This window comes from Citrobacter sp. TBCP-5362, assembly GCF_005406305.1.
In the GTDB taxonomy this organism is placed as follows: domain Bacteria; phylum Pseudomonadota; class Gammaproteobacteria; order Enterobacterales; family Enterobacteriaceae; genus Citrobacter_B; species Citrobacter_B koseri.
In genome coordinates, this window is sequence record NZ_CP040234.1 from 2,851,430 (window position 1) to 2,870,984 (window position 19,555).

Genomic DNA, 19,555 nt, shown 5'->3' on the forward strand with positions numbered 1-19,555 from the left:
TCTTATCCGGCCTACAGACTTCATACCTGATCACATAAATTAAACGTGCGCCACAGGAGTCGGCGTATGTCCTGCGTTGCGCAGCAGCATAAGCAAATAAACAAACGAGACGCTGGCAATCATAATAAACAACAGATTATCAGAGTAATTCTGCATCAGCATCGCGGTAAATGACGGCCCAAGCAGGCTGCCTACGGTATAGCTGAGCAGCAACGCCTGGTTCATTGCCACAAGCTGATGACGTTCTACCTTTTCACAAGCCCAGGCCATCGCGACGGGATAGAGCGTAAAGCCTGCCGCCCCCAGAATGAATAAGGCGGGCGCCATCGCAGCCTGAGTCAGCATGGCAATACTGCCGAGGATCACCACGAAGACCTGTACACGCAGCACCAGAAGACGACCAAACTTATCGGCCAGACGACCAATCGGCCATTGGCCTAAAATACCGGCGCTCACCAGCACGGCCATCCAGAAACCGATGCTCGCATTGCTAATCCCCTGATGATTAAGGTACAGCGGCATCAGGCCATACAGCGATCCCAGTACAATCCCGGAAATAATGCATCCGTTTACACCTAACCGCGCCTGACGCAGTCTCAGCATTGACGTAATCGGCGTCGTATCGTGTTCTTCCGACTGCTGGTTCAGGATACGGGTAAAGAGCAGCGGCAAAATGCCCGCCAGAATCATGCCGGTTACCCACGGCAGAACGCTCATTAATTCTGTCGGAACTTTACTGACCAGCAGTTGCCCCAAAAACGTTCCCACGTAATAGACCATCATGTACGCAGCCAGTAACCGCCCACGATTACGGGATGTTCCGCTGCACATCAAAGCGCTTTCCACCACGACCCAAATCATGGCGCAGCCCACGCCGGCAACAAAGCGCCAGGCCAGCCAGCTCCAGAAACCAATCATCATGCCCAGCCCTACGCAACCCGCCGCAAAAATGAGCGAGGCAATATAGTAGCTGCGGTTAAATCCCAGGCGCTTGATTAAATACCCGGTAAGCAACGTCCCAACCAGATTCCCGGTAAAGTAGGACGAACTGACCATACCGACCTGCCAGGTTGCCAGGCTTTCCTGGGCAAGCCACAAGGGGACGAGCGTGTTTAATACTGCGATCGCCAGGGTCAACAAAAGCAGGCCGCACAGCAAAAGCATGACGGGCCGGGTATAGATGGACATGGATAAAAACCGTGAGGAAGTTCAAATTTCATGCGCATCATGCCACCAACAAAAACATTGTCAATCTACCCGAATCGCGGCATTACGCGCTTTCCCGCCCTTCGATTTGAAATACTGATTCATGGCATGAAAGAGCAGCATCCGATAAACATCATGTTATTGTTTTAATTGACCTAAAACAAAACTGCCGCGTTTCGTTCAGTCGAAAAATTTCATGGTTCCTGCAACATCATTTTTCCGGTCTATGCTTTTGGGGAAGACAACACACCGGAATGGCTTTTGATGTAACGCTAACTCTCATCAGGAGAAGATAATGACTAAGCCTTACGTTCGTCTCGATAAAAATGATGCTGCGGTTCTTTTAGTTGATCACCAGGCGGGGCTGCTGTCTCTTGTACGAGACATCGATCCTGACAAATTCAAAAATAACGTTCTCGCACTTGGCGATTTAGCCAAATACTTCAACCTCCCCACCATCCTTACCACCAGTTTCGAAACGGGGCCAAACGGGCCGTTGGTGCCGGAATTGAAAGCACAGTTCCCCGATGCCCCCTACATTGCACGCCCCGGAAACATCAACGCGTGGGACAATGAAGATTTCGTGAAAGCCGTTAAGGCGACAGGTAAGAAGCAGCTCATCATTGCGGGGGTTGTCACGGAAGTGTGCGTGGCCTTCCCCGCCCTCTCTGCGATTGAAGAAGGGTTCGATGTGTTTGTCGTGACCGATGCATCAGGCACCTTTAATGAAATTACCCGTCACTCCGCCTGGGATCGCATGTCGCAGGCTGGCGCGCAATTAATGACATGGTTTGGCGTGGCGTGTGAGTTACACCGCGACTGGCGTAATGATATCGAAGGTCTGGCGACGCTGTTCTCTAATCACATTCCTGATTATCGCAATCTGATGACCAGCTACGACACGTTAACTAAGCAGAAGTAAAAGACCAGGGACATATTGTCTGATGGCGCTTCGCTTATCAGGCCTACACGATCCGTAGGCCTGATAAGGCGCGAGCCGCCATCCGGCATATTATGGATTAACTCGCCACCGCCATTCCCACGGTCATATGGAGCCCGTAGAATACGCCGCGACCAATCAGTTCCCCCACCAGCAGCAGGATAAACGCCACCGACAGCAGCGGAACCGCAGGTTGATAACCTTTCAACTGCGGCACAATCCAGCAGCACAGTGCCACGACCAGCACCACAATACGCCAGGCCATCAGCGAACCATAATCCGGTACGAGCGCAGAAGCCTGCTGGATGGAGCTATGAATCGTCGCCAGCTCCGCTCCCTGCATCACTGACATAATGGCGCTGACCACCAGTGCGAGGACTGAAATTACGGGCAGCAGACGCATCGCCCAGCCATCGATGCCCGCAATACGCAGCAGCAGATAACCCAGCAACGGCCCCCCCATAAACAGCGTCAGGAAGAAGCCCAGCGGCGTCCAGATGCTGTACCAGGTCGGTACGGTATCAATGCTGTTATACACGCGCACCATCATCCAGACAAAGATAACGCCCAGCACGATCGTCACAACCAGCCAGAGATTACGCAGCGCCGGAGAGAGCTTTTTCAGCACCGCCAGTAACCAGCCGATCCCGCCGACGGCAAAAAAGAGCGAGCCGCTGGCAATTTCATTACTCAATGCCGACGAGCCCACGCGGTTCAGCGAATTGAAGGCGCGCATTGGCGACCCCAGATGCAGCATAGACGCGATGAAGCCAATTCCCATTAGCACCCACAGAGCAAACATGCCGGTCAGCACTCGCTGTTGAGATTCGGTACGCAACTCGCCTTTCATCAGCGCCAGAGCCAGAACGATAAAACCGCCGACCACGCACTGACCAAAAACCGTGAAGATCATCAGCGGCCATTCATGCCATCCACTTCCCATCTTACACCTCCTTCGGATTTGCCAGATAACCCGTGGTATCCCCGGTCGAGCGGCTGTTGGCGTTGGGTTTAATCACAATGTTCGGTCTGGTGAAGTGCGCGCCCGGCAGCGGCGCAACGGCCGCCAGCGTGCCATGTTTCTTCCGCAACTCTTCTATCGGGCCAAAGTCCAGCGCGCGCAGCGGGCAGGACTCGACGCAGATCGGCTTTTTGCCGTCGGCAACGCGGTCATGACAGCCGTCGCATTTGGTCATGTGGCCTTTGGCGGCGTTGTACTGCGGCGCACCGTACGGGCAGGCCATATGGCAGTAGCGACAGCCGATGCAGACGTCCTCATCCACCACCACAAAACCGTCCTCGCGTTTGTGCATCGCGCCGCTCGGGCACACTTTCGTGCAGGCCGGGTCTTCGCAGTGGTTGCAGGAAATGGAGAGATAGTAGGCAAAGACGTTCTGGTGCCAGACGCCGTTATCCTCCTGCCAGTCGCCGCCCGCATATTCATAGATGCGGCGGAAGCTGACGTCCGGGGTTAAATCTTTGTAGTCTTTGCAGGCCAGTTCGCAGGTTTTGCAACCGGTGCAACGACTGGAGTCAATAAAAAATCCATATTGGGTTGTCATCGGTTACTCCTTATACCTTCTCAACCTGAACGAGGTTCGTATGGGACGGATTCCCCTTAGCGAGAGGAGAAGGACGCTGGGTCGTCAGGACGTTAATACATCCCCCCTGATCCACGCGTTTTGCATCCGGGTCATACCAGGCGCCTTCGCCCAACGCAACGACGCCCGGCATCATGCGCGGCGTCACTTTCGCCTCAATATGCAACTCGCCGCGACCGTTGAAGATACGCACTTTGTCGCCGTTGCTGATGCCGCGTTTTTGCGCGTCCATCGGGTTAATCCACATCTCCTGGCGGCAGGAAGCTTTCAGAACGTCCACGTTGCCATAGGTAGAGTGCACGCGAGATTTGTAGTGGAAGCCCGTTAATTGCAACGGATAGTCTTTGGTCAACGGATCGCTGTAGTTTTCGAAGCCCGGCGTATAGATCGGCAACGGATCGATCACATCGCCTTCCGGCAGTTCCCAGGTTGCCGCAATCTCTGCCAGCGCCTGCGAATAGATTTCGATTTTGCCCGACGGCGTTGTCAGCGGGTTCGCCTGCGGATCGTCACGGAAGGCTTTATAGGCAACGTGATGACCTTCAGGGTCGCGCTGCTTAAAGATGCCCTGCTTGCGGAATGCTTCAAATGTCGGCAGTTCGGGAATCGCCTGACGCGACTGTTCGTACAGATGACGCATCCACTCTTCTTGCGTACGCCCTTCGGTAAACTGCTGCTCCACGCCGAGACGCTTCGCCAGCTCACTGGTCATCTGATAGATAGTCTTGCACTCAAAGCGCGGTTTAATGGCCTGATCGGTGAAAATAACGTAGGACATGTTCCCGCAGGAGGCATCCAGCGCGAAGTCCATCTGCTCAGAAGCGGTGCAGTCCGGCAGCAGAATATCGGCATATTTCGCTGAAGAGGTCATATGACAGTCGATAACGACGATCATTTCGCACTTCTTGTCATCCTGCAAAATTTCATGCGTACGGTTAATTTCGGAATGCTGGTTAATCAGGCAGTTACCGGCATAGTTCCAGATCATTTTGATGGGAACGTCGAGTTTATCTTTGCCGCGAACCCCGTCACGCAGCGCCGTCATTTCCGGCCCGCGCTCAATGGCATCGGTCCATAAGAACATCGAAATGCTGGTCTCGACCGGGTTTTCCAGCGTTGGCATACGCTCAAACGGCAAATCGTAAGATCCCTCACGCGCACCGCTGTTGCCGCCGTTAATGCCGACGTTGCCGGTCAGGATCGCCAGCATAGAGATTGCGCGAGTAACGATTTCGCCGTTGGCATGACGCTGCGGCCCCCAACCCTGGCTGATGTAAGCGGGTTTGGCGCTACCGATTTCACGCGCCAGTTTTACAATGCGCACCGCCGGGATACCGGTGATCTGCGACGCCCACTCTGGCGTCTTCGCAATACCATCTCTACCCTGTCCCAGAATATAGGCTTTGTAGTGACCATTTTTCGGCGCGCTGGCGGGTAAGGTTTTTTCGTCATAACCCACGCAGTATTTGTCGAGGAACGGCTGATCGACCATATCTTCGGTGATCATGACGTATGCCAGCGCATTTACCAGCGCCGCATCCGTACCCGGGCGAATCGGAATCCACTCATCCTCACGACCCGCGCCGGTATCGGTATAACGCGGATCGATAATAATCATCCGCGCGTTTGATTTTTGCCGTGCCTGTTCGAGGTAATAGGTTACCCCGCCGCCGCTCATACGGGTTTCCCCCGGATTGTTACCAAACAGCACAACCAGCTTACTATTTTCAATGTCGGAAGGACTATTACCGTCCGCCCAGCCGCCGTAGGTGTAATTTAACCCGGCGGCAATTTGCGCGGATGAGTAATCGCCGTAGTGGTTGAGGTAACCGCCGCAGCAGTTCATCAGCCGGGCAACCAGTGTTTTTCCTGGCGGCCAGGAGCGCGTCATCGTGCCGCCAAGCGTACCCGTACCATAGTTTAAATAGATGGATTCATTGCCGTAGTCTTTGATAAGACGCTGCATATTGGTGGTGATAATGTCATAGGCTTCATCCCAGCTGATGCGCTCAAACTTACCTTCACCACGCTTGCCAACGCGCTTCATTGGATACTTCAGACGATCGGGGTTATAAACCCGGCGGCGCATAGAACGCCCGCGCAGACAGGCGCGAATCTGATGCAGACCGTCATAGTTATCATCGCCCGTATTGTCCGTTTCAACATATTTGATTTCACCGTCCACCACATGCATGCGCAGCGGGCAGCGGCTTCCACAGTTAACGGTGCAAGCGCTCCAGATAATTTTTTCGCTGGATGCGCTGGGGCTGATAGCGTCAGCCGCATTGGCGATCCGGGTAAATGGCAGAGTCAATGCGCTACTGGCGATTGCCAGTCCGCCTATTGCTGTCGTTTTTACCAGGCCTCGACGAGTTACCTCAGCTGCCAGTACAGCATCGGGGATATTCGTTTTCATGATGACTCACTTTGCTTGCTCACGATTGATAAAAGCCAGACACTTCGTTATGTAGTTATTTATACAGCGAATAAATCGCTATATAGTTTTGTATATAATGAATATGAGAAAAATCAGCGATAAATGCTAATCTTCATTCGAAGGTAGTATTACCCCCAAAGGGGTAACCATTCTTGTCCGGTGTCAAACAGGCATAAAAAAAAGCGCCCGGAGGCGCTTTTTAAGCAGAGAGAAGCGGGGATTAGCCGATATATTCCAGTCCGTTCATATACGGACGTAATACTTCTGGAACTTCGATGCGGCCATCAGCCTGCTGGTAGTTTTCCATCACGGCAACTAAAGTACGCCCAACCGCCAGACCGGAACCGTTCAGGGTATGAACCAGACGGGTTTTCTTGTCGGACTTACTGCGGCAGCGTGCCTGCATACGACGCGCCTGGAAATCCCATACGTTCGAGCAGGAAGAGATTTCACGATAGGTGTTCTGCGCCGGGATCCATACTTCGAGATCGTAGGTTTTACATGCGCCAAAGCCCATGTCACCAGTACACAGAACGATTTTACGGTACGGCAGACCCAGCAACTGAAGCACTTTCTCAGCATGGCCGGTCATCTCTTCCAGCGCATCCATTGACTCTTCTGGACGCACAATCTGCACCATCTCAACTTTATCGAACTGGTGCATACGGATCAGACCGCGCGTGTCACGACCGTAAGAACCCGCTTCAGAACGGAAGCATGGCGTATGCGCAGTCATTTTGATCGGCAACGCATCTTCGTCGATGATTTCATCACGCACCAGGTTAGTCAGCGGCACTTCCGCCGTCGGGATCAGCGCATAGTTGCTGCTGTCAGCCTCTTCTTCCAGCGGGCGAGTATGGAACAGATCGCCCGCAAATTTCGGCAACTGCCCTGTACCGTACAGCGTGTCGTGGTTCACCAGATACGGCACGTAGTTTTCACTGTAACCATGCTGTTCAGTGTGCAGATCCAGCATGAACTGCGACAGCGCGCGGTGCATACGGGCAATCTGCCCTTTCATTACCACAAAACGAGAACCGGTCAGTTTAACCGCAGCCGCGAAGTCGAGACCGGCGTGCATTTCACCCAGCGTCACATGATCGCGGACGTCGAAATCAAACTCACGCGGGGTTCCCCAACGGCTGACTTCAACGTTGTCGTTTTCATCTTTACCTACCGGTACATCATCAGCCGGTAAGTTAGGAATGGTCAGCGCGATATCGCGAATTTCAGCCTGTAAGCTCTCCAGCTCGGCTTTTGCCGCATCCAGCTCTTCGCCCAGCTTGTTCACTTCCAGACGTAAAGGCTCGATATCTTCCCCGCGCGCTTTCGCCTGGCCGATGGATTTCGATCGAGAGTTACGCTCTGCTTGCAGGTTTTCCGTGTTGACCTGCAAAACTTTACGACGCTCTTCAAGAGCGCGCAGCTTATCTACATCCAGCTTAAAGCCCCGGCGTGCCAGTTTTTCAGCGACTGCGTCTGGCTCATTACGCAGCAGATTGGGATCGAGCATGCTTATCCTGTGCTTATCGAATTAAAATAGGAAACGTGACCACAGCCTGCAGTCACAGGGATACAGTGCCAACATTACCGCAACGATCGCGCTAACGGTAGCGTTTTGTGGGGCTATTTTGATCCTGTTCAGCCAGCCAGGCGAGCTTTTCGCCAATCTTGCCTTCAAGCCCCCTGTTTGTGGGATGATAATAGCGTGTTTGCGCTATTTCCGGCGGGAAATAAACCTCGCCTGCGGCGTAGGCGTTTGGCTCATCATGCGCGTAGCGGTATTCCTGGCCATAGCCCATTTCTTTCATCAGTTTCGTCGGCGCATTGCGCAGATGCACAGGCACATCATAATCCGGGCGTTCACGGGCATCGGCCAGCGCCGCTTTGAACGCGGTATAAACCGCGTTACTTTTCGGCGCACAGGCCAGATAAACAATCGCCTGGGCTATCGCCCGTTCCCCTTCCGCAGGGCCAACACGGGTAAAGCAATCCCACGCAGAAATCGCCACCTGCATTGCGCGAGGATCGGCATTGCCGACGTCTTCAGAAGCAATCGCCAGGCAACGTCGGGCGACATACAGCGGGTCGCCGCCAGCGGTAATGATCCGGGCATACCAGTAAAGCGCCGCGTCCGGGGCGCTGCCACGCACCGATTTATGCAATGCGGAGATGAGATCGTAAAAGCGATCGCCTTTATTATCAAAGCGCGCGCTGCGCTCCCCGGCGATTTCGGTCAGTAATGCGGGCAATAATACTCGCTTACCGCTGTCATCCACTTCCGCCATGTCTGCCATCATTTCCAGCGTATTTAACGCCCGACGCGCATCTCCGTTCACCAGTTCGGCGATCGCCCGGCGCGTCTCGTCCGGCAGAACGATATCCTGGCCGCCATAACCACGCGCTTTGTCATCCATCGCCTGATTCAGCACCTGCTCAATATCTTCAGTCGTTAAGGATTTGAGGAGATACACGCGGGCGCGTGACAGCAAAGCCGAGTTCAGCTCGAAGGACGGGTTTTCGGTCGTCGCGCCAATAAACGTAATCGTGCCGTCTTCGATATGCGGCAGAAACGCATCCTGCTGGCTCTTGTTGAAGCGATGGACTTCATCGACAAACAGAATAGTGCGGCGCCCGGCATTACGGTTCTGGCGGGCGCGTTCAATGGCTTCACGGATCTCTTTTACGCCAGAAGTCACGGCGGAAATGCGTTCGACGTCAGCATTGGCATAGCGGGCAATCACTTCGGCCAGCGTGGTTTTGCCCGTACCGGGCGGCCCCCACAAAATCATCGAGTGCAGGTGCCCGGCCTCAATTGCACGAGGCAAAGGCTTACCCGCAGCCAGCAGATGCTGCTGACCAATATACTGCGCTAAATTTTCTGGCCGCATACGCGCGGCCAGTGGCTGAAAGGTATTATCAGAAAAATCGAGCGACAGATTGCTCACTCATGCGCCTCTACTTACGTTGGTCGTCTACCGTTACACCTTGCGGCGGAGTAAAGGTAAATTTTGATGCATCGACAGCGCTATTCTGCTGAGATTTCAGCTGATAGCTGCTGCGCTGATCGTCTTGTTCCACTGCGCTGAACTGATGAATAGTCCCGTCACGACCCACATTAATGGTGAACTGTTTCAGGTTACCGCTACTGCTTTTTGGCGTCAGCACAAAGTCATCGCCATTTTGTTTGATGTTGTACTGCTGCCAGTCGCTGGACTGGTTGCGGGCTATCAGCATAAACGGCGTATTGCCCGTCGCATCTTTTAACCAGGTCGCCGTTGCCTGCTCGACAAACGGGTTAAAGAACCATAGCGTTTTCCCGTCAGAGACCAGAATGCTCTCGTCGGGCTGCGTCATATGCCAGTTAAACAGATTAGGACGCTTAACCCATAAGTCGCCCTGGCCTTCCTGAACGGCGGCGCCGCTGCCGTCAGTCACTTTTTGTGTAAAGCTGGCGTGGAAGCTGCTGACTTTATCCAGACGGCTTTTCAGATCGCTGGCGGCATCCGCCCATACGCTGCTCACCACAAAGCCGGAGAGTAATGCGCAGGTGATTGCGATTTTTTTCATCATTATTCCTCAAAATACGTCACTCCCGATGGGGAGTTCCCTCTGCTCTCTATTCCAGGCCAAAAATCAGCATGAGGAAAGAAGAAAATACTGAATTCTTATTTATTTACCGATCTTTGCAATCATTCGAACGGCGGTGGCGCCAGCACCTCGCGGTTCCCGTTATGGCCTTGTTCGCTGACAATGCCTTGGGCTTCCATCTGCTCGACAATACGTGCCGCACGGTTGTAACCGATACGGAACTGACGCTGAACGCCAGAAATGGACGCTTTGCGTTTTTCGGTCACAAAGCTCACCGCCTGATCGAATAACGGATCCAGCTCCTCGCCGCCGTCAAAGCCGCCGCCGCCCCCTTCGCTTTCGCTATCCGAGGTGATGCCATCAATGTATTGCGGGCGACCACGCGCTTTCCAGTCCTGCACCACCGCATGCACTTCCTGGTCGCGGACAAACGCGCCATGAACACGTACCGGCATGGTCGAGTTCGGGCCGGAATAAAGCATATCCCCCATCCCCAGCAGGGATTCCGCGCCGCCCTGATCGAGGATCGTGCGTGAGTCGATCTTACTGGATACGGTAAAGGCGATACGCGTCGGAATGTTGGCCTTAATCAGACCGGTAATAACGTCAACCGACGGGCGCTGAGTCGCCAGCACCAGGTGAATACCTGCGGCACGCGCTTTCTGCGCCAGACGCGCAATCAGCTCTTCAACTTTCTTACCGACGGTCATCATCAGATCGGCGAATTCATCGACCAGAACCACGATATACGGCAGTTTTTCCAGCACCGGATGCTGGGCATCCATGCTGTCGCCCGGCTTCCAGTACGGGTCTGGAATCGGACGCCCCATCCGTGCCGCTTCGGCAATTTTCTCGTTATAGCCTGCCAGATTACGCACGCCAAGCGCCGACATCAGCTTATAGCGGCGTTCCATTTCATTAACGCTCCAGCGCAGTGCGTTGGCGGCGTCTTTCATATCCGTGACCACTTCGGTCAGCAGATGCGGAATGCCTTCATAGACCGAAAGTTCCAGCATTTTCGGGTCAATCATGATGAAACGCACATCTTCTGGCTGCGCTTTATACAGCATGCTGAGGATCATGGCATTGACCCCAACCGATTTACCGGAACCCGTCGTCCCCGCAACCAGCAGATGAGGCATTTTCGCCAGATCGGCCACAACCGGATCGCCAGCGATATCTTTACCCAGCACCACGGTGAGCGGCGACGGATTCTCGCGGAATTTAGCGTTATCCAGCACTTCACGCAGGTAGACGGTCTGACGTTTTTTGTTCGGCAGTTCGAGGCCCACGTAAGGCTTACCAGGAATCACTTCTACCACGCGTACCGCAACGGTTGACAGTGAACGCGCGAGATCGCGTGACAGGTTAGAAATACGCGCGGCTTTCACGCCCGGCGCCAGATTCAGCTCAAAACGGGTAATAACAGGCCCTGGGGAATAGTTCACCACATCAGCTTTAATGCGGAAATCCGCCAGACGCGCTTCGACCAGGCGTGCCATTTGTTCCAGCGCGAAAGTATCGACCGGTTCCACTGCGCTCGGCGGCGGCGTCAGCAGATCCAGCGACGGCAACGGCGTGGTAGGTTTCTGCAACGGACGACTGTCGCCATTACGCATCAACAACGGATGGATCAGGCTTTCCTGCGGCTGTGGCGCGGCCGGTTGTTGCGGTTGTTGATACAGTTGCTGCGGCACAACCGGCTGCTGCGGTTGTTGATACGGTTGCTGCGGTGCAACCGGCTGCTGCGGCTGTTGATACGGTTGCTGCGGCGCGACGGGCTGTTGCGGCTGCTGATACTGTGGCTGCGGCGCAACAGGCTGCTCAGGCATCACACCGGGAGTAAACAACGGCTCATGCGGGCCTTCATCCACCAGCGCTTTCATCGGCGAGAATTCAAAATCATCCAGCGAGAACGGATGGGCTCCCGCAGGCTGTTCCCCGGCATAGCGCTGCTGCTGTGAAGAGGCAAACTGGCGAGCCAGTTCAGCTTCTGCTGCATCCTCATCTTCTGCCTGAGGAGCATCATGTTGATATTCGGAACCATAACGATGCTGCTGAGACTGGGCGAACTGACGTGCCAGCTCATCCTGCTGCATCTCATCAATTTCATCATCGCTATACTGCGTTTCGGCATCATACTGATGACGCCCCGCCGCACGCGCTTTCTCTTCCGCGATACGCTGAGACGGTAATTTTATGCCATACGAGGCCAGCTCACGGCGGGTCGGAACGCGAACGCGGTTAGGGCGAGGCAGTTGCGGGCCAATCCCCTCTTTAACCTGTGGGCGTGGCGCACCACCGCTTACCGGGCTAAACGCAGGTGCAGCGGATGCCGCCGCTCCTGCGGCCAGCGTTGCATCTTTGACGCCTGCCGCCAACGGCGCAACCGCGGCAACGGATTCAACAGGCGGCACAGAAGCTGCTGTCGGTACCGATGGTTTAACCGGCTCCGGCGCTTTCGCTGGCTCAGGAATCGGCTGATACCATGCAGCCAGTTGCTCACGCTCACGCGCGCGTTTCTCTTCCACTTCTTCAAAGTAGTAGAGCGGCGGACGGGCGGGTTTAATTTCTTCTGCTACAGGCTCAGGCTCCACCGCAGACGGCGGCTCAACAGCGGGCTGCTGCTGATAATACGTATCCTGAACCGGTTCCTGCGGGTAAGCCGGCTGCGGCTCGAAAGTCGGCTCGTGTTGATAAACAGGCTCTTGCGGATAAACCGGCTCAGGATGCCAGGGTTGTTCCGCCGCAGGTTCCTGCGGCACAGGCTGTTCATACGCGTGTTCAGCGTAATACTGCGCTTGCGGCTCGGTCGGCGCAGGCTGCTGCCACGGTTCATGATGTGGCGCTTGCGGCTGCGCATATTGTGGTTGCGGCGGATAACTTTCCGGCGCGGGCGCAATGACCGGTTCGCCGGTTTGCGGCCCCGGAACAGGCTGCCATTCCACCACCGGTTGCGCAGACGCGGCTTCAGCACCCGGCACCGACGGTGCAGACATAACCGGATCAACAGGCGCCGCCCAGGCTTGCGTTGCCGTTGTCGCCGCAGCAGCGGAGGCAACAGGCTCCGTGACCGAATGCCCATTCAGCAGAGGATCGTATTCCTCATATTCCGGCTGCGTCGCACGATGGCCGGAGAACAGCACATCATCAGGATCGGCAGCCACGCCACGCGCGCTGTATTCGATATCGTCTTCATCATCCATACGCTTGCCGGAGAAAAGCGCCGCATCCGTGTGTCGCCCACGCGGATTGCTGAACTTCTCTGCCAGCCGCTTACGGCGCGCCAGGGCGCCACGAAGGATGCGCGCACGTCGGGATTCGCGCTGTGCGCCCACCGCTTCATCTTCTTCGTATTCGTCATCATCTTCATACTCGTCGTCATCGACCCAGGTGTCATCGCGGCGAGTACGGTTGCTGGCGAAGGTGAGAATATTCAGCAGCCAGCCACCCAGTTTTTCTGCAATGCTCACCCAGGACCAGCCGGTGAAGAGCGTCAGACCGGCTGCCCAGACGCACAGCAGCGTAATCGTTCCCCCGCTGCTGTGCAGCAGAGGCTGAAGCGTGGTGCTTAACAGGCTGCCAATGACGCCGCCAGACGCGAAGTACCAGATATCATCAGCATTAATTGCGGCTAATCCGCAGGAGGTAAGAATCAACGCCAGGACGCCGATAATGCGCAGCGACACGGCAAAATAGTCGATGTAATCGTCGTTGCTCTGGTGCCGCCAGGCAAACCAGCAGCCGCCAACGATAATCACCGGGATGGTGTAGGCCATCACGCCAAAGATAAAGAACAGCGTGTCAGCCAGCCATGCGCCCGGCGCGCCGCCCAAATTATGGATAGGCTCATGCCATGCGGTTTGCGACCAACTGGGATCTGAAGGGTTAAAGCTAAGTAAGGCTGCCATCAACCAGACGGCAAAAAGGGCAATAAGGATCAGCAACGCTTCCAGAAGTCGGCGCCCGCTGCTTAACTTTTTCAATGTGACTTCTTTGTCTTCAGTGTATTCCTGGCTCAAAAAAGGCTCTCCAGGTTTCGGGCTTTTCCTGCCCGATGCTAAAACGGACAACAGCACCGGGTTGCCCCGGCACTGTTGCTGTATGGATTAACAGGAGTGTAATCAAACTACGTCGATTTTGCACCTGTTCCGTGTTAGCGCGTCTTAATTACCAGACGATTGCTCTGTTTGACTTCTTCCATTACCACGTAAGTACGTGTGTCATTCACGCCAGGCAGACGCAGCAGGGTTTCACCCAGCAGCTTACGGTACGCTGACATATCCGGCACGCGTGTTTTCAACAGGTAGTCGAAATCACCGGAAACTAAATGACACTCTTGAATTTCTTCAAGTTTTTGTACTGCGGCGTTAAATTGTTCAAACACATCTGGAGCGCCACGATTCAGAGTAATCTCAACAAAAACCAGAAGTGATGCATCCAGATAATGCGGGTTTAACAGCGCCGTATAGCCCTGAATAAAACCCTGTCTTTCCAGCCGACGGACACGCTCAAGGCAAGGCGTCGGTGAAAGTCCCACTCGTTTAGAAAGCTCGACGTTAGAAATACGCCCATCCTTTTGCAACTCATTAAGAATGTTACGATCGATACGGTCGAGATCTTTGCCAGGGCGCTTCTTGCTATCTACCATTATTATTGTCTCTCTGTATTCCTTCCCTACTCCTGCCTGACTCTACTAACATCACTGTTCAGAGTCGATGCCCATCACAATAGACCGAACCCAGAGGGATTAACGGCGCGCAATGCCAGGGCCTATGGTGAGAAGACCGTTGCCGGATGGCAGCTATCGACATCACGAATGGCGTCTGTCCACGCCATGCGTAGATTTCACTAGCCCGGTAAACATGGTGCTTATATGCATGATTATGCAGCACACACATAACACTGTTTTTTTCTTCCAGAAGATGTTTTCGCAAAACAGCAGGGGATTGTCAAAGCAAAACATCGATTTTTAGTACAACATGCCAGTTATTCATTAAGAGCGGCGCTAAATCGTCATTTTATCACCTTATAACTGGCCGATTTTAAGTAGAAAGCGTTATATCGCAGCCCTAAATCCGCCCATTCATCGGTTCCTGCTATTACACATATTGTTAACAAAATCGCTATACTCTTTTTTTACGTCTGCAAATTCCCTACAATCCTGCCCATTGTCTGCCAACAACTATGGGGATCTCATGGGCACGACCAAACACAGTAAACTGCTTATCCTGGGTTCTGGACCGGCGGGATATACCGCTGCGGTCTACGCTGCGCGCGCAAACCTGCAACCGGTTCTGGTTACCGGTATGGAGAAAGGCGGTCAACTGACCACCACGACGGAAGTGGAAAACTGGCCTGGCGATCCGAACGATCTGACCGGCCCGCTGTTGATGGAGCGCATGCACGAACATGCGACGAAATTTGATACTGAAATCATCTTCGATCACATCAATAGCGTGGATCTGCAAAACCGTCCTTTCCGTCTGACCGGCGACAGCGGCGAATACACCTGCGATGCGCTGATCATCGCAACCGGCGCTTCCGCACGCTACCTCGGCCTGCCGTCTGAAGAAGCGTTTAAAGGCCGTGGCGTGTCTGCCTGCGCCACCTGCGACGGTTTCTTCTATCGCAACCAGAAGGTCGCGGTCATCGGCGGCGGCAACACGGCGGTTGAAGAAGCGTTATACCTGGCGAACATCGCCGCTGAAGTGCATTTGATTCACCGTCGCGACGGCTTCCGCGCCGAAAAAATTCTGATCAAGCGCCTGATGGATAAAGTGGAAAACGGCAACATCGTGCTGCATACCCACCGCACTCTGGAAGAGGTGACCGGCGATCAGATGGGCGTTACCGGTTTGCGTCTGCGTGATACGCAAAACCCGGACAACATCGAATCCCTTGACGTTGCAGGCCTGTTTGTCGCCATCGGCCACAGCCCGAACACCGCGATTTTTGAAGGTCAGCTTGAACTGGAAAACGGCTATATCAAAGTCCAGTCCGGCATCCACGGTAACGCCACGCAGACCAGCGTTCCCGGCGTGTTCGCCGCAGGCGACGTGATGGACCATATTTATCGTCAGGCAATCACCTCAGCGGGCACAGGTTGCATGGCGGCGCTGGACGCTGAACGCTACCTTGACGGTCTGGCTGACGCGTGCAAATAGTTTTTACAAATCAGTAACAAAAGTAAAAAAGGCGACTATAAGTCGCCTTTATTTTTGCCCCGTTGTAACATTGCCGTGCCAAAAATTCCGATAACTCACCTGCTAAGCGTGCAATGAATAAAACCCGTCAAAAAGAATTGACCCGCTGGTTAAAACAGCAAAGTGTAATTTCCCAACGTTGGCTGAACATTTCACGCCTGTTGGGTTTCGTGAGTGGCGTACTGATTGTCGCTCAGGCCTGGATCATGGCTCGCATTCTCCAGCATATGATCATGGACAATATTCCCCGCGAAGCCCTCCTGCTCCCCTTCATCGTACTGATGTTGGTGTTTGTCCTGCGCGCCTGGGTGGTCTGGCTGCGCGAGCGGGTGGGTTTTCATGCCGGGCAGCATATCCGATTTGAGATCCGCCGCCAGGTGCTGGATCGCCTGCAACAGGCAGGGCCAGCCTGGATTCAGGGTAAACCGGCTGGTAGCTGGGCGACGCTGGTGCTGGAGCAGATTGACGATATGCATGATTACTATGCCCGCTATCTGCCGCAAATGGCGCTTGCTGTCTGCGTTCCCTTGTTGATTGTGGCGGCGATTTTCCCGTCAAACTGGGCCGCCGCGCTGATTTTGCTCGGCACCGCACCGCTGATCCCATTATTTATGGCGATGGTGGGAATGGGCGCCGCCGACGCTAACCGCCGTAATTTCCAGGCGCTTGCCCGCCTGAGCGGGCATTTCCTCGACCGCTTACGCGGTATGGAGACGCTGCGCATCTTCGGGCGCGGTGAAGCAGAAACGGAAAGCATTCGTGTCGCTTCACAAGATTTTCGCCAGCGCACAATGGAAGTCCTGCGTCTCGCCTTTTTATCCTCCGGGGTACTGGAGTTCTTCACGTCGCTGTCCATTGCGCTGGTCGCGGTTTATTTCGGTTTCTCCTACCTCGGCGAACTTAATTTCGGCCATTACGGGACAGGCGTCACGCTTGCCGCCGGCTTCCTGGCGCTGATTCTGGCGCCGGAGTTTTTCCAGCCACTGCGCGATCTGGGCACCTTTTACCATGCCAAAGCGCAGGCGGTAGGTGCGGCTGACAGCCTGAAAACCTTTATGGAAACGCCTCTCGCTCACCCGGAACGCGGTGATGTCGAACTTTCCGGGAAAGAACCGGTAACCCTTGAAGCGCAGGATCTGATAATTACCTCGCCGGAAGGTAAACCGCTTGCCGGACCGCTGAATTTCACACTGGCCGCAGGCCAGCGCGCCGTACTGGTTGGTCGCAGCGGTTCAGGAAAGAGTTCACTGTTAAACGCGCTGTCTGGCTTTCTCTCTTATCAGGGCTCCCTGTGCATTAACGGCGTTGAACTTCGTGATTTATCCCCGGAATCCTGGCGAAAACATCTCTCCTGGGTGGGGCAAAACCCACAATTACCGGCAGGCACGCTCCGTGAAAACGTCCTGCTTGCCCGCCCGGATGCCAGTGAACAAGCGTTACAGGCGGCTCTCGACAGCGCCTGGGTCAGTGAGTTTTTACCTCTGCTGCCGCAAGGTGTAGACACGCCGACTGGCGATCACGCGGGTCGCCTTTCCGTCGGTCAGGCGCAGCGGGTTGCGGTTGCCCGCGCCCTGCTGAATCCCTGCAAATTGTTGTTGCTGGATGAACCCGCCGCCAGTCTGGATGCCCACAGCGAACAGCGTGTAATGCAGGCGCTGAATGCCGCATCAAAACGCCAGACCACGCTGATGGTAACGCATCAGTTAGAAGATCTTGCCGACTGGGACGTGATCTGGGTTATGCAGGATGGGCAGATCATCGAGCAAGGTGATTATGCCCAACTCAGCAGCGCCAACGGCGCGTTTGCGACACTATTGGCTCATCGTCAGGAGGACATTTAAATGCGCGCCTTGCTACCGTATCTGACGCTGTATAAACGTCATAAGTGGATGTTAACGCTCGGTATTATTCTGGCCATCGTCACGCTACTGGCCAGTATCGGTTTGCTGACGCTCTCTGGCTGGTTCCTCTCCGCTTCAGCCGTAGTCGGTGTGGCGGGTATCTATAGCTTTAACTACATGCTGCCGGCTGCTGGCGTACGCGGTGCGGCGATCACCCGTACTGCGGGCCGGTATTTCGAGCGTCTGGTCAGCCATGACGCCACCTTCCGCGTATTGCAACATTTGCGTATTCATACGTTCAGCAAGCTGCTGCCGCTCTCCCCTGCTGGCCTTGCCCGCTATCGTCAGGGCGAGCTGCTGAACCGCGTCGTCGCCGATGTCGACACGCTGGATCACCTCTACCTGCGCGTTATCTCTCCGCTGGTTGGCGCGTTTGTGGTGATTATGGTGGTCACGCTGGGGCTGAGTGTTCTCGATTTCACCCTTGCGATTACGCTGGGCGGCATTATGCTGCTGACGCTGTTTATTATGCCGCCGCTCTTCTATCGCGCCGGAAAAAGCACCGGGCAGAACTTAACCCATTTACGCGGTCAGTATCGCCAGCAGTTAACCGCCTGGCTACAGGGTCAGGCGGAACTGACTATATTTGGCGCCAGCTCGCGCTATCGGGCGCAAATGGAAGCCACGGAATTACAGTGGCATGAAGCCCAGCGACGTCAGTCTGAATTAACGGCGCTATCCCAGGCCTTAATGCTGCTTATTGGCGCACTGGCGGTAATGCTGATGTTATGGATGGCTTCCGGCGGCGTCGGCGATAACAGCCAGCCTGGCGCGCTGATAGCGCTGTTTGTCTTTTGCGCGCTGGCGGCATTTGAAGCGCTTGCCCCCGTTACCGGCGCGTTTCAACATCTTGGCCAGGTCATCGCCTCTGCGCTGCGTATTACCGAACTGACCGAGCAGCAGCCTGAAGTGACCTTCCCGGATGGCGAAGCAGCGGCTCCCCGGCAGGTAACGCTGACGCTGCGTGACGTTTCATTCAGTTACCCGGAGCAGCCGCAAAAAGCGCTGGATGCCCTTTCTCTGCAAGTCGCGCCCGGAGAACATATCGCTATTCTCGGACGCACCGGCTGCGGGAAATCGACATTGCTGCAACTGCTCACCCGCGCCTGGGACCCGCAGAGCGGCGATATTCTGCTTAACGATCAACCAATTTCAACGCTGGATGAAGCGGCCCTGCGTCGCACCATTAGCGTGGTGTCGCAGCGAGTACACCTGTTCAGCGCCACATTGCGTGACAACCTGCTGCTGGCAGCGCCAGACGCAAACGACGATACGCTCTCAGAGATGCTGCGCCGTGTCGGGCTGGAAAAGCTGCTGGAGGATGGCGGACTTAACAGCTGGCTAGGCGAAGGCGGACGTCAGCTGTCAGGCGGCGAGCTTCGTCGTCTGGCTATCGCCCGTGCCCTGCTGCACGATGCGCCGCTCATGCTGCTCGATGAACCCACTGAGGGGCTGGACGCGACAACCGAAAGCCAGATGCTTGAATTGCTGGCAGAGGTTATGCGCGGGAAAACCGTTTTAATGGTCACGCACCGTCTGCGCGGGCTGTCGCGTTTTGATCAAATAATAGTGATGGACAACGGACAAATTATTGAGCAAGGTAATCACGCAGATCTGTTAGCCAGGCAGGGTCGTTATTACCAGTTTAAGCAACGTCTGTAAGCTATTATTGA

The 19,555-nt window shown here is 54.9% G+C and carries 13 protein-coding genes; 4 read left to right on the forward strand and 9 right to left on the reverse strand.

The genetic code is table 11. From position 1 onward, the window contains the following. Positions 1-39 precede the first annotated feature (39 nt). Positions 40-1,188 carry an MFS transporter gene (locus tag FD428_RS13680; RefSeq protein WP_012133025.1) on the reverse strand — a complete coding sequence of 383 codons (1,149 nt, stop codon included), beginning with the start codon at positions 1,186-1,188 and terminating at the stop codon, positions 40-42. A 313-nt stretch (positions 1,189-1,501) separates the two neighbouring features. Between FD428_RS13680 and ycaC the strand changes: the two genes are divergently transcribed. Next, entirely contained in the window at positions 1,502-2,128 is a 627-nt protein-coding gene (ycaC, locus tag FD428_RS13685) for an isochorismate family cysteine hydrolase YcaC (RefSeq protein WP_012133028.1), read from the forward strand. Positions 2,129-2,225: 97 nt separating this feature from the next. On the opposite strand, the gene FD428_RS13690 is transcribed toward ycaC, so the two are convergent. The 8 genes from FD428_RS13690 to lrp all read right to left on the reverse strand — a co-directional run bounded on the left by FD428_RS13690 (position 2,226) and on the right by lrp (position 14,426). Continuing rightward, complete coding sequence (locus tag FD428_RS13690; protein ID WP_114848450.1) at positions 2,226-3,089, reverse strand: dimethyl sulfoxide reductase anchor subunit family protein; 864 nt, start codon at positions 3,087-3,089, stop codon at positions 2,226-2,228. A gap of 1 nt (position 3,090) precedes the next feature. Continuing rightward, positions 3,091-3,708, reverse strand: coding sequence for a dimethylsulfoxide reductase iron-sulfur subunit DmsB (dmsB, locus tag FD428_RS13695; RefSeq protein WP_114848451.1), 618 nt, complete (start codon positions 3,706-3,708; stop codon positions 3,091-3,093). Positions 3,709-3,718: 10 nt separating this feature from the next. Then, entirely contained in the window at positions 3,719-6,163 is a 2,445-nt protein-coding gene (gene dmsA, locus FD428_RS13700) for a dimethylsulfoxide reductase subunit A (protein WP_114848452.1), read from the reverse strand. A 241-nt stretch (positions 6,164-6,404) separates the two neighbouring features. Then, complete coding sequence (serS, locus tag FD428_RS13705; RefSeq protein ID WP_012133033.1) at positions 6,405-7,697, reverse strand: serine--tRNA ligase; 1,293 nt, start codon at positions 7,695-7,697, stop codon at positions 6,405-6,407. 91 nt (positions 7,698-7,788) lie between these two features. After that, entirely contained in the window at positions 7,789-9,132 is a 1,344-nt protein-coding gene (rarA, locus tag FD428_RS13710) for a replication-associated recombination protein RarA (RefSeq protein WP_024130481.1), read from the reverse strand. 10 nt (positions 9,133-9,142) lie between these two features. Then, complete coding sequence (gene lolA, locus FD428_RS13715) at positions 9,143-9,754, reverse strand: outer membrane lipoprotein chaperone LolA (RefSeq protein ID WP_024130482.1); 612 nt, start codon at positions 9,752-9,754, stop codon at positions 9,143-9,145. A 122-nt stretch (positions 9,755-9,876) separates the two neighbouring features. Beyond that, positions 9,877-13,854 carry a DNA translocase FtsK gene (ftsK, locus tag FD428_RS13720; protein ID WP_371417096.1) on the reverse strand — a complete coding sequence of 1,326 codons (3,978 nt, stop codon included), beginning with the start codon at positions 13,852-13,854 and terminating at the stop codon, positions 9,877-9,879. 77 nt (positions 13,855-13,931) lie between these two features. Continuing rightward, complete coding sequence (gene lrp, locus FD428_RS13725; protein WP_000228469.1) at positions 13,932-14,426, reverse strand: leucine-responsive transcriptional regulator Lrp; 495 nt, start codon at positions 14,424-14,426, stop codon at positions 13,932-13,934. Between the two features lie 547 nt (positions 14,427-14,973). On the opposite strand from lrp, the gene trxB reads away from it, so the two are divergent. From trxB to cydC, 3 genes are all read left to right on the forward strand, one after another. Further along, the gene (trxB, locus tag FD428_RS13730; protein ID WP_049011457.1) at positions 14,974-15,942 is read left to right on the forward strand and encodes a thioredoxin-disulfide reductase; all 969 of its coding nucleotides are present in this window, start codon (positions 14,974-14,976) and stop codon (positions 15,940-15,942) included. A gap of 113 nt (positions 15,943-16,055) precedes the next feature. Then, complete coding sequence (cydD, locus tag FD428_RS13735) at positions 16,056-17,822, forward strand: cysteine/glutathione ABC transporter permease/ATP-binding protein CydD (RefSeq protein WP_071259507.1); 1,767 nt, start codon at positions 16,056-16,058, stop codon at positions 17,820-17,822. Next, complete coding sequence (gene cydC, locus FD428_RS13740; RefSeq protein ID WP_058668953.1) at positions 17,823-19,544, forward strand: cysteine/glutathione ABC transporter ATP-binding protein/permease CydC; 1,722 nt, start codon at positions 17,823-17,825, stop codon at positions 19,542-19,544. Positions 19,545-19,555: the final 11 nt, after the last annotated feature.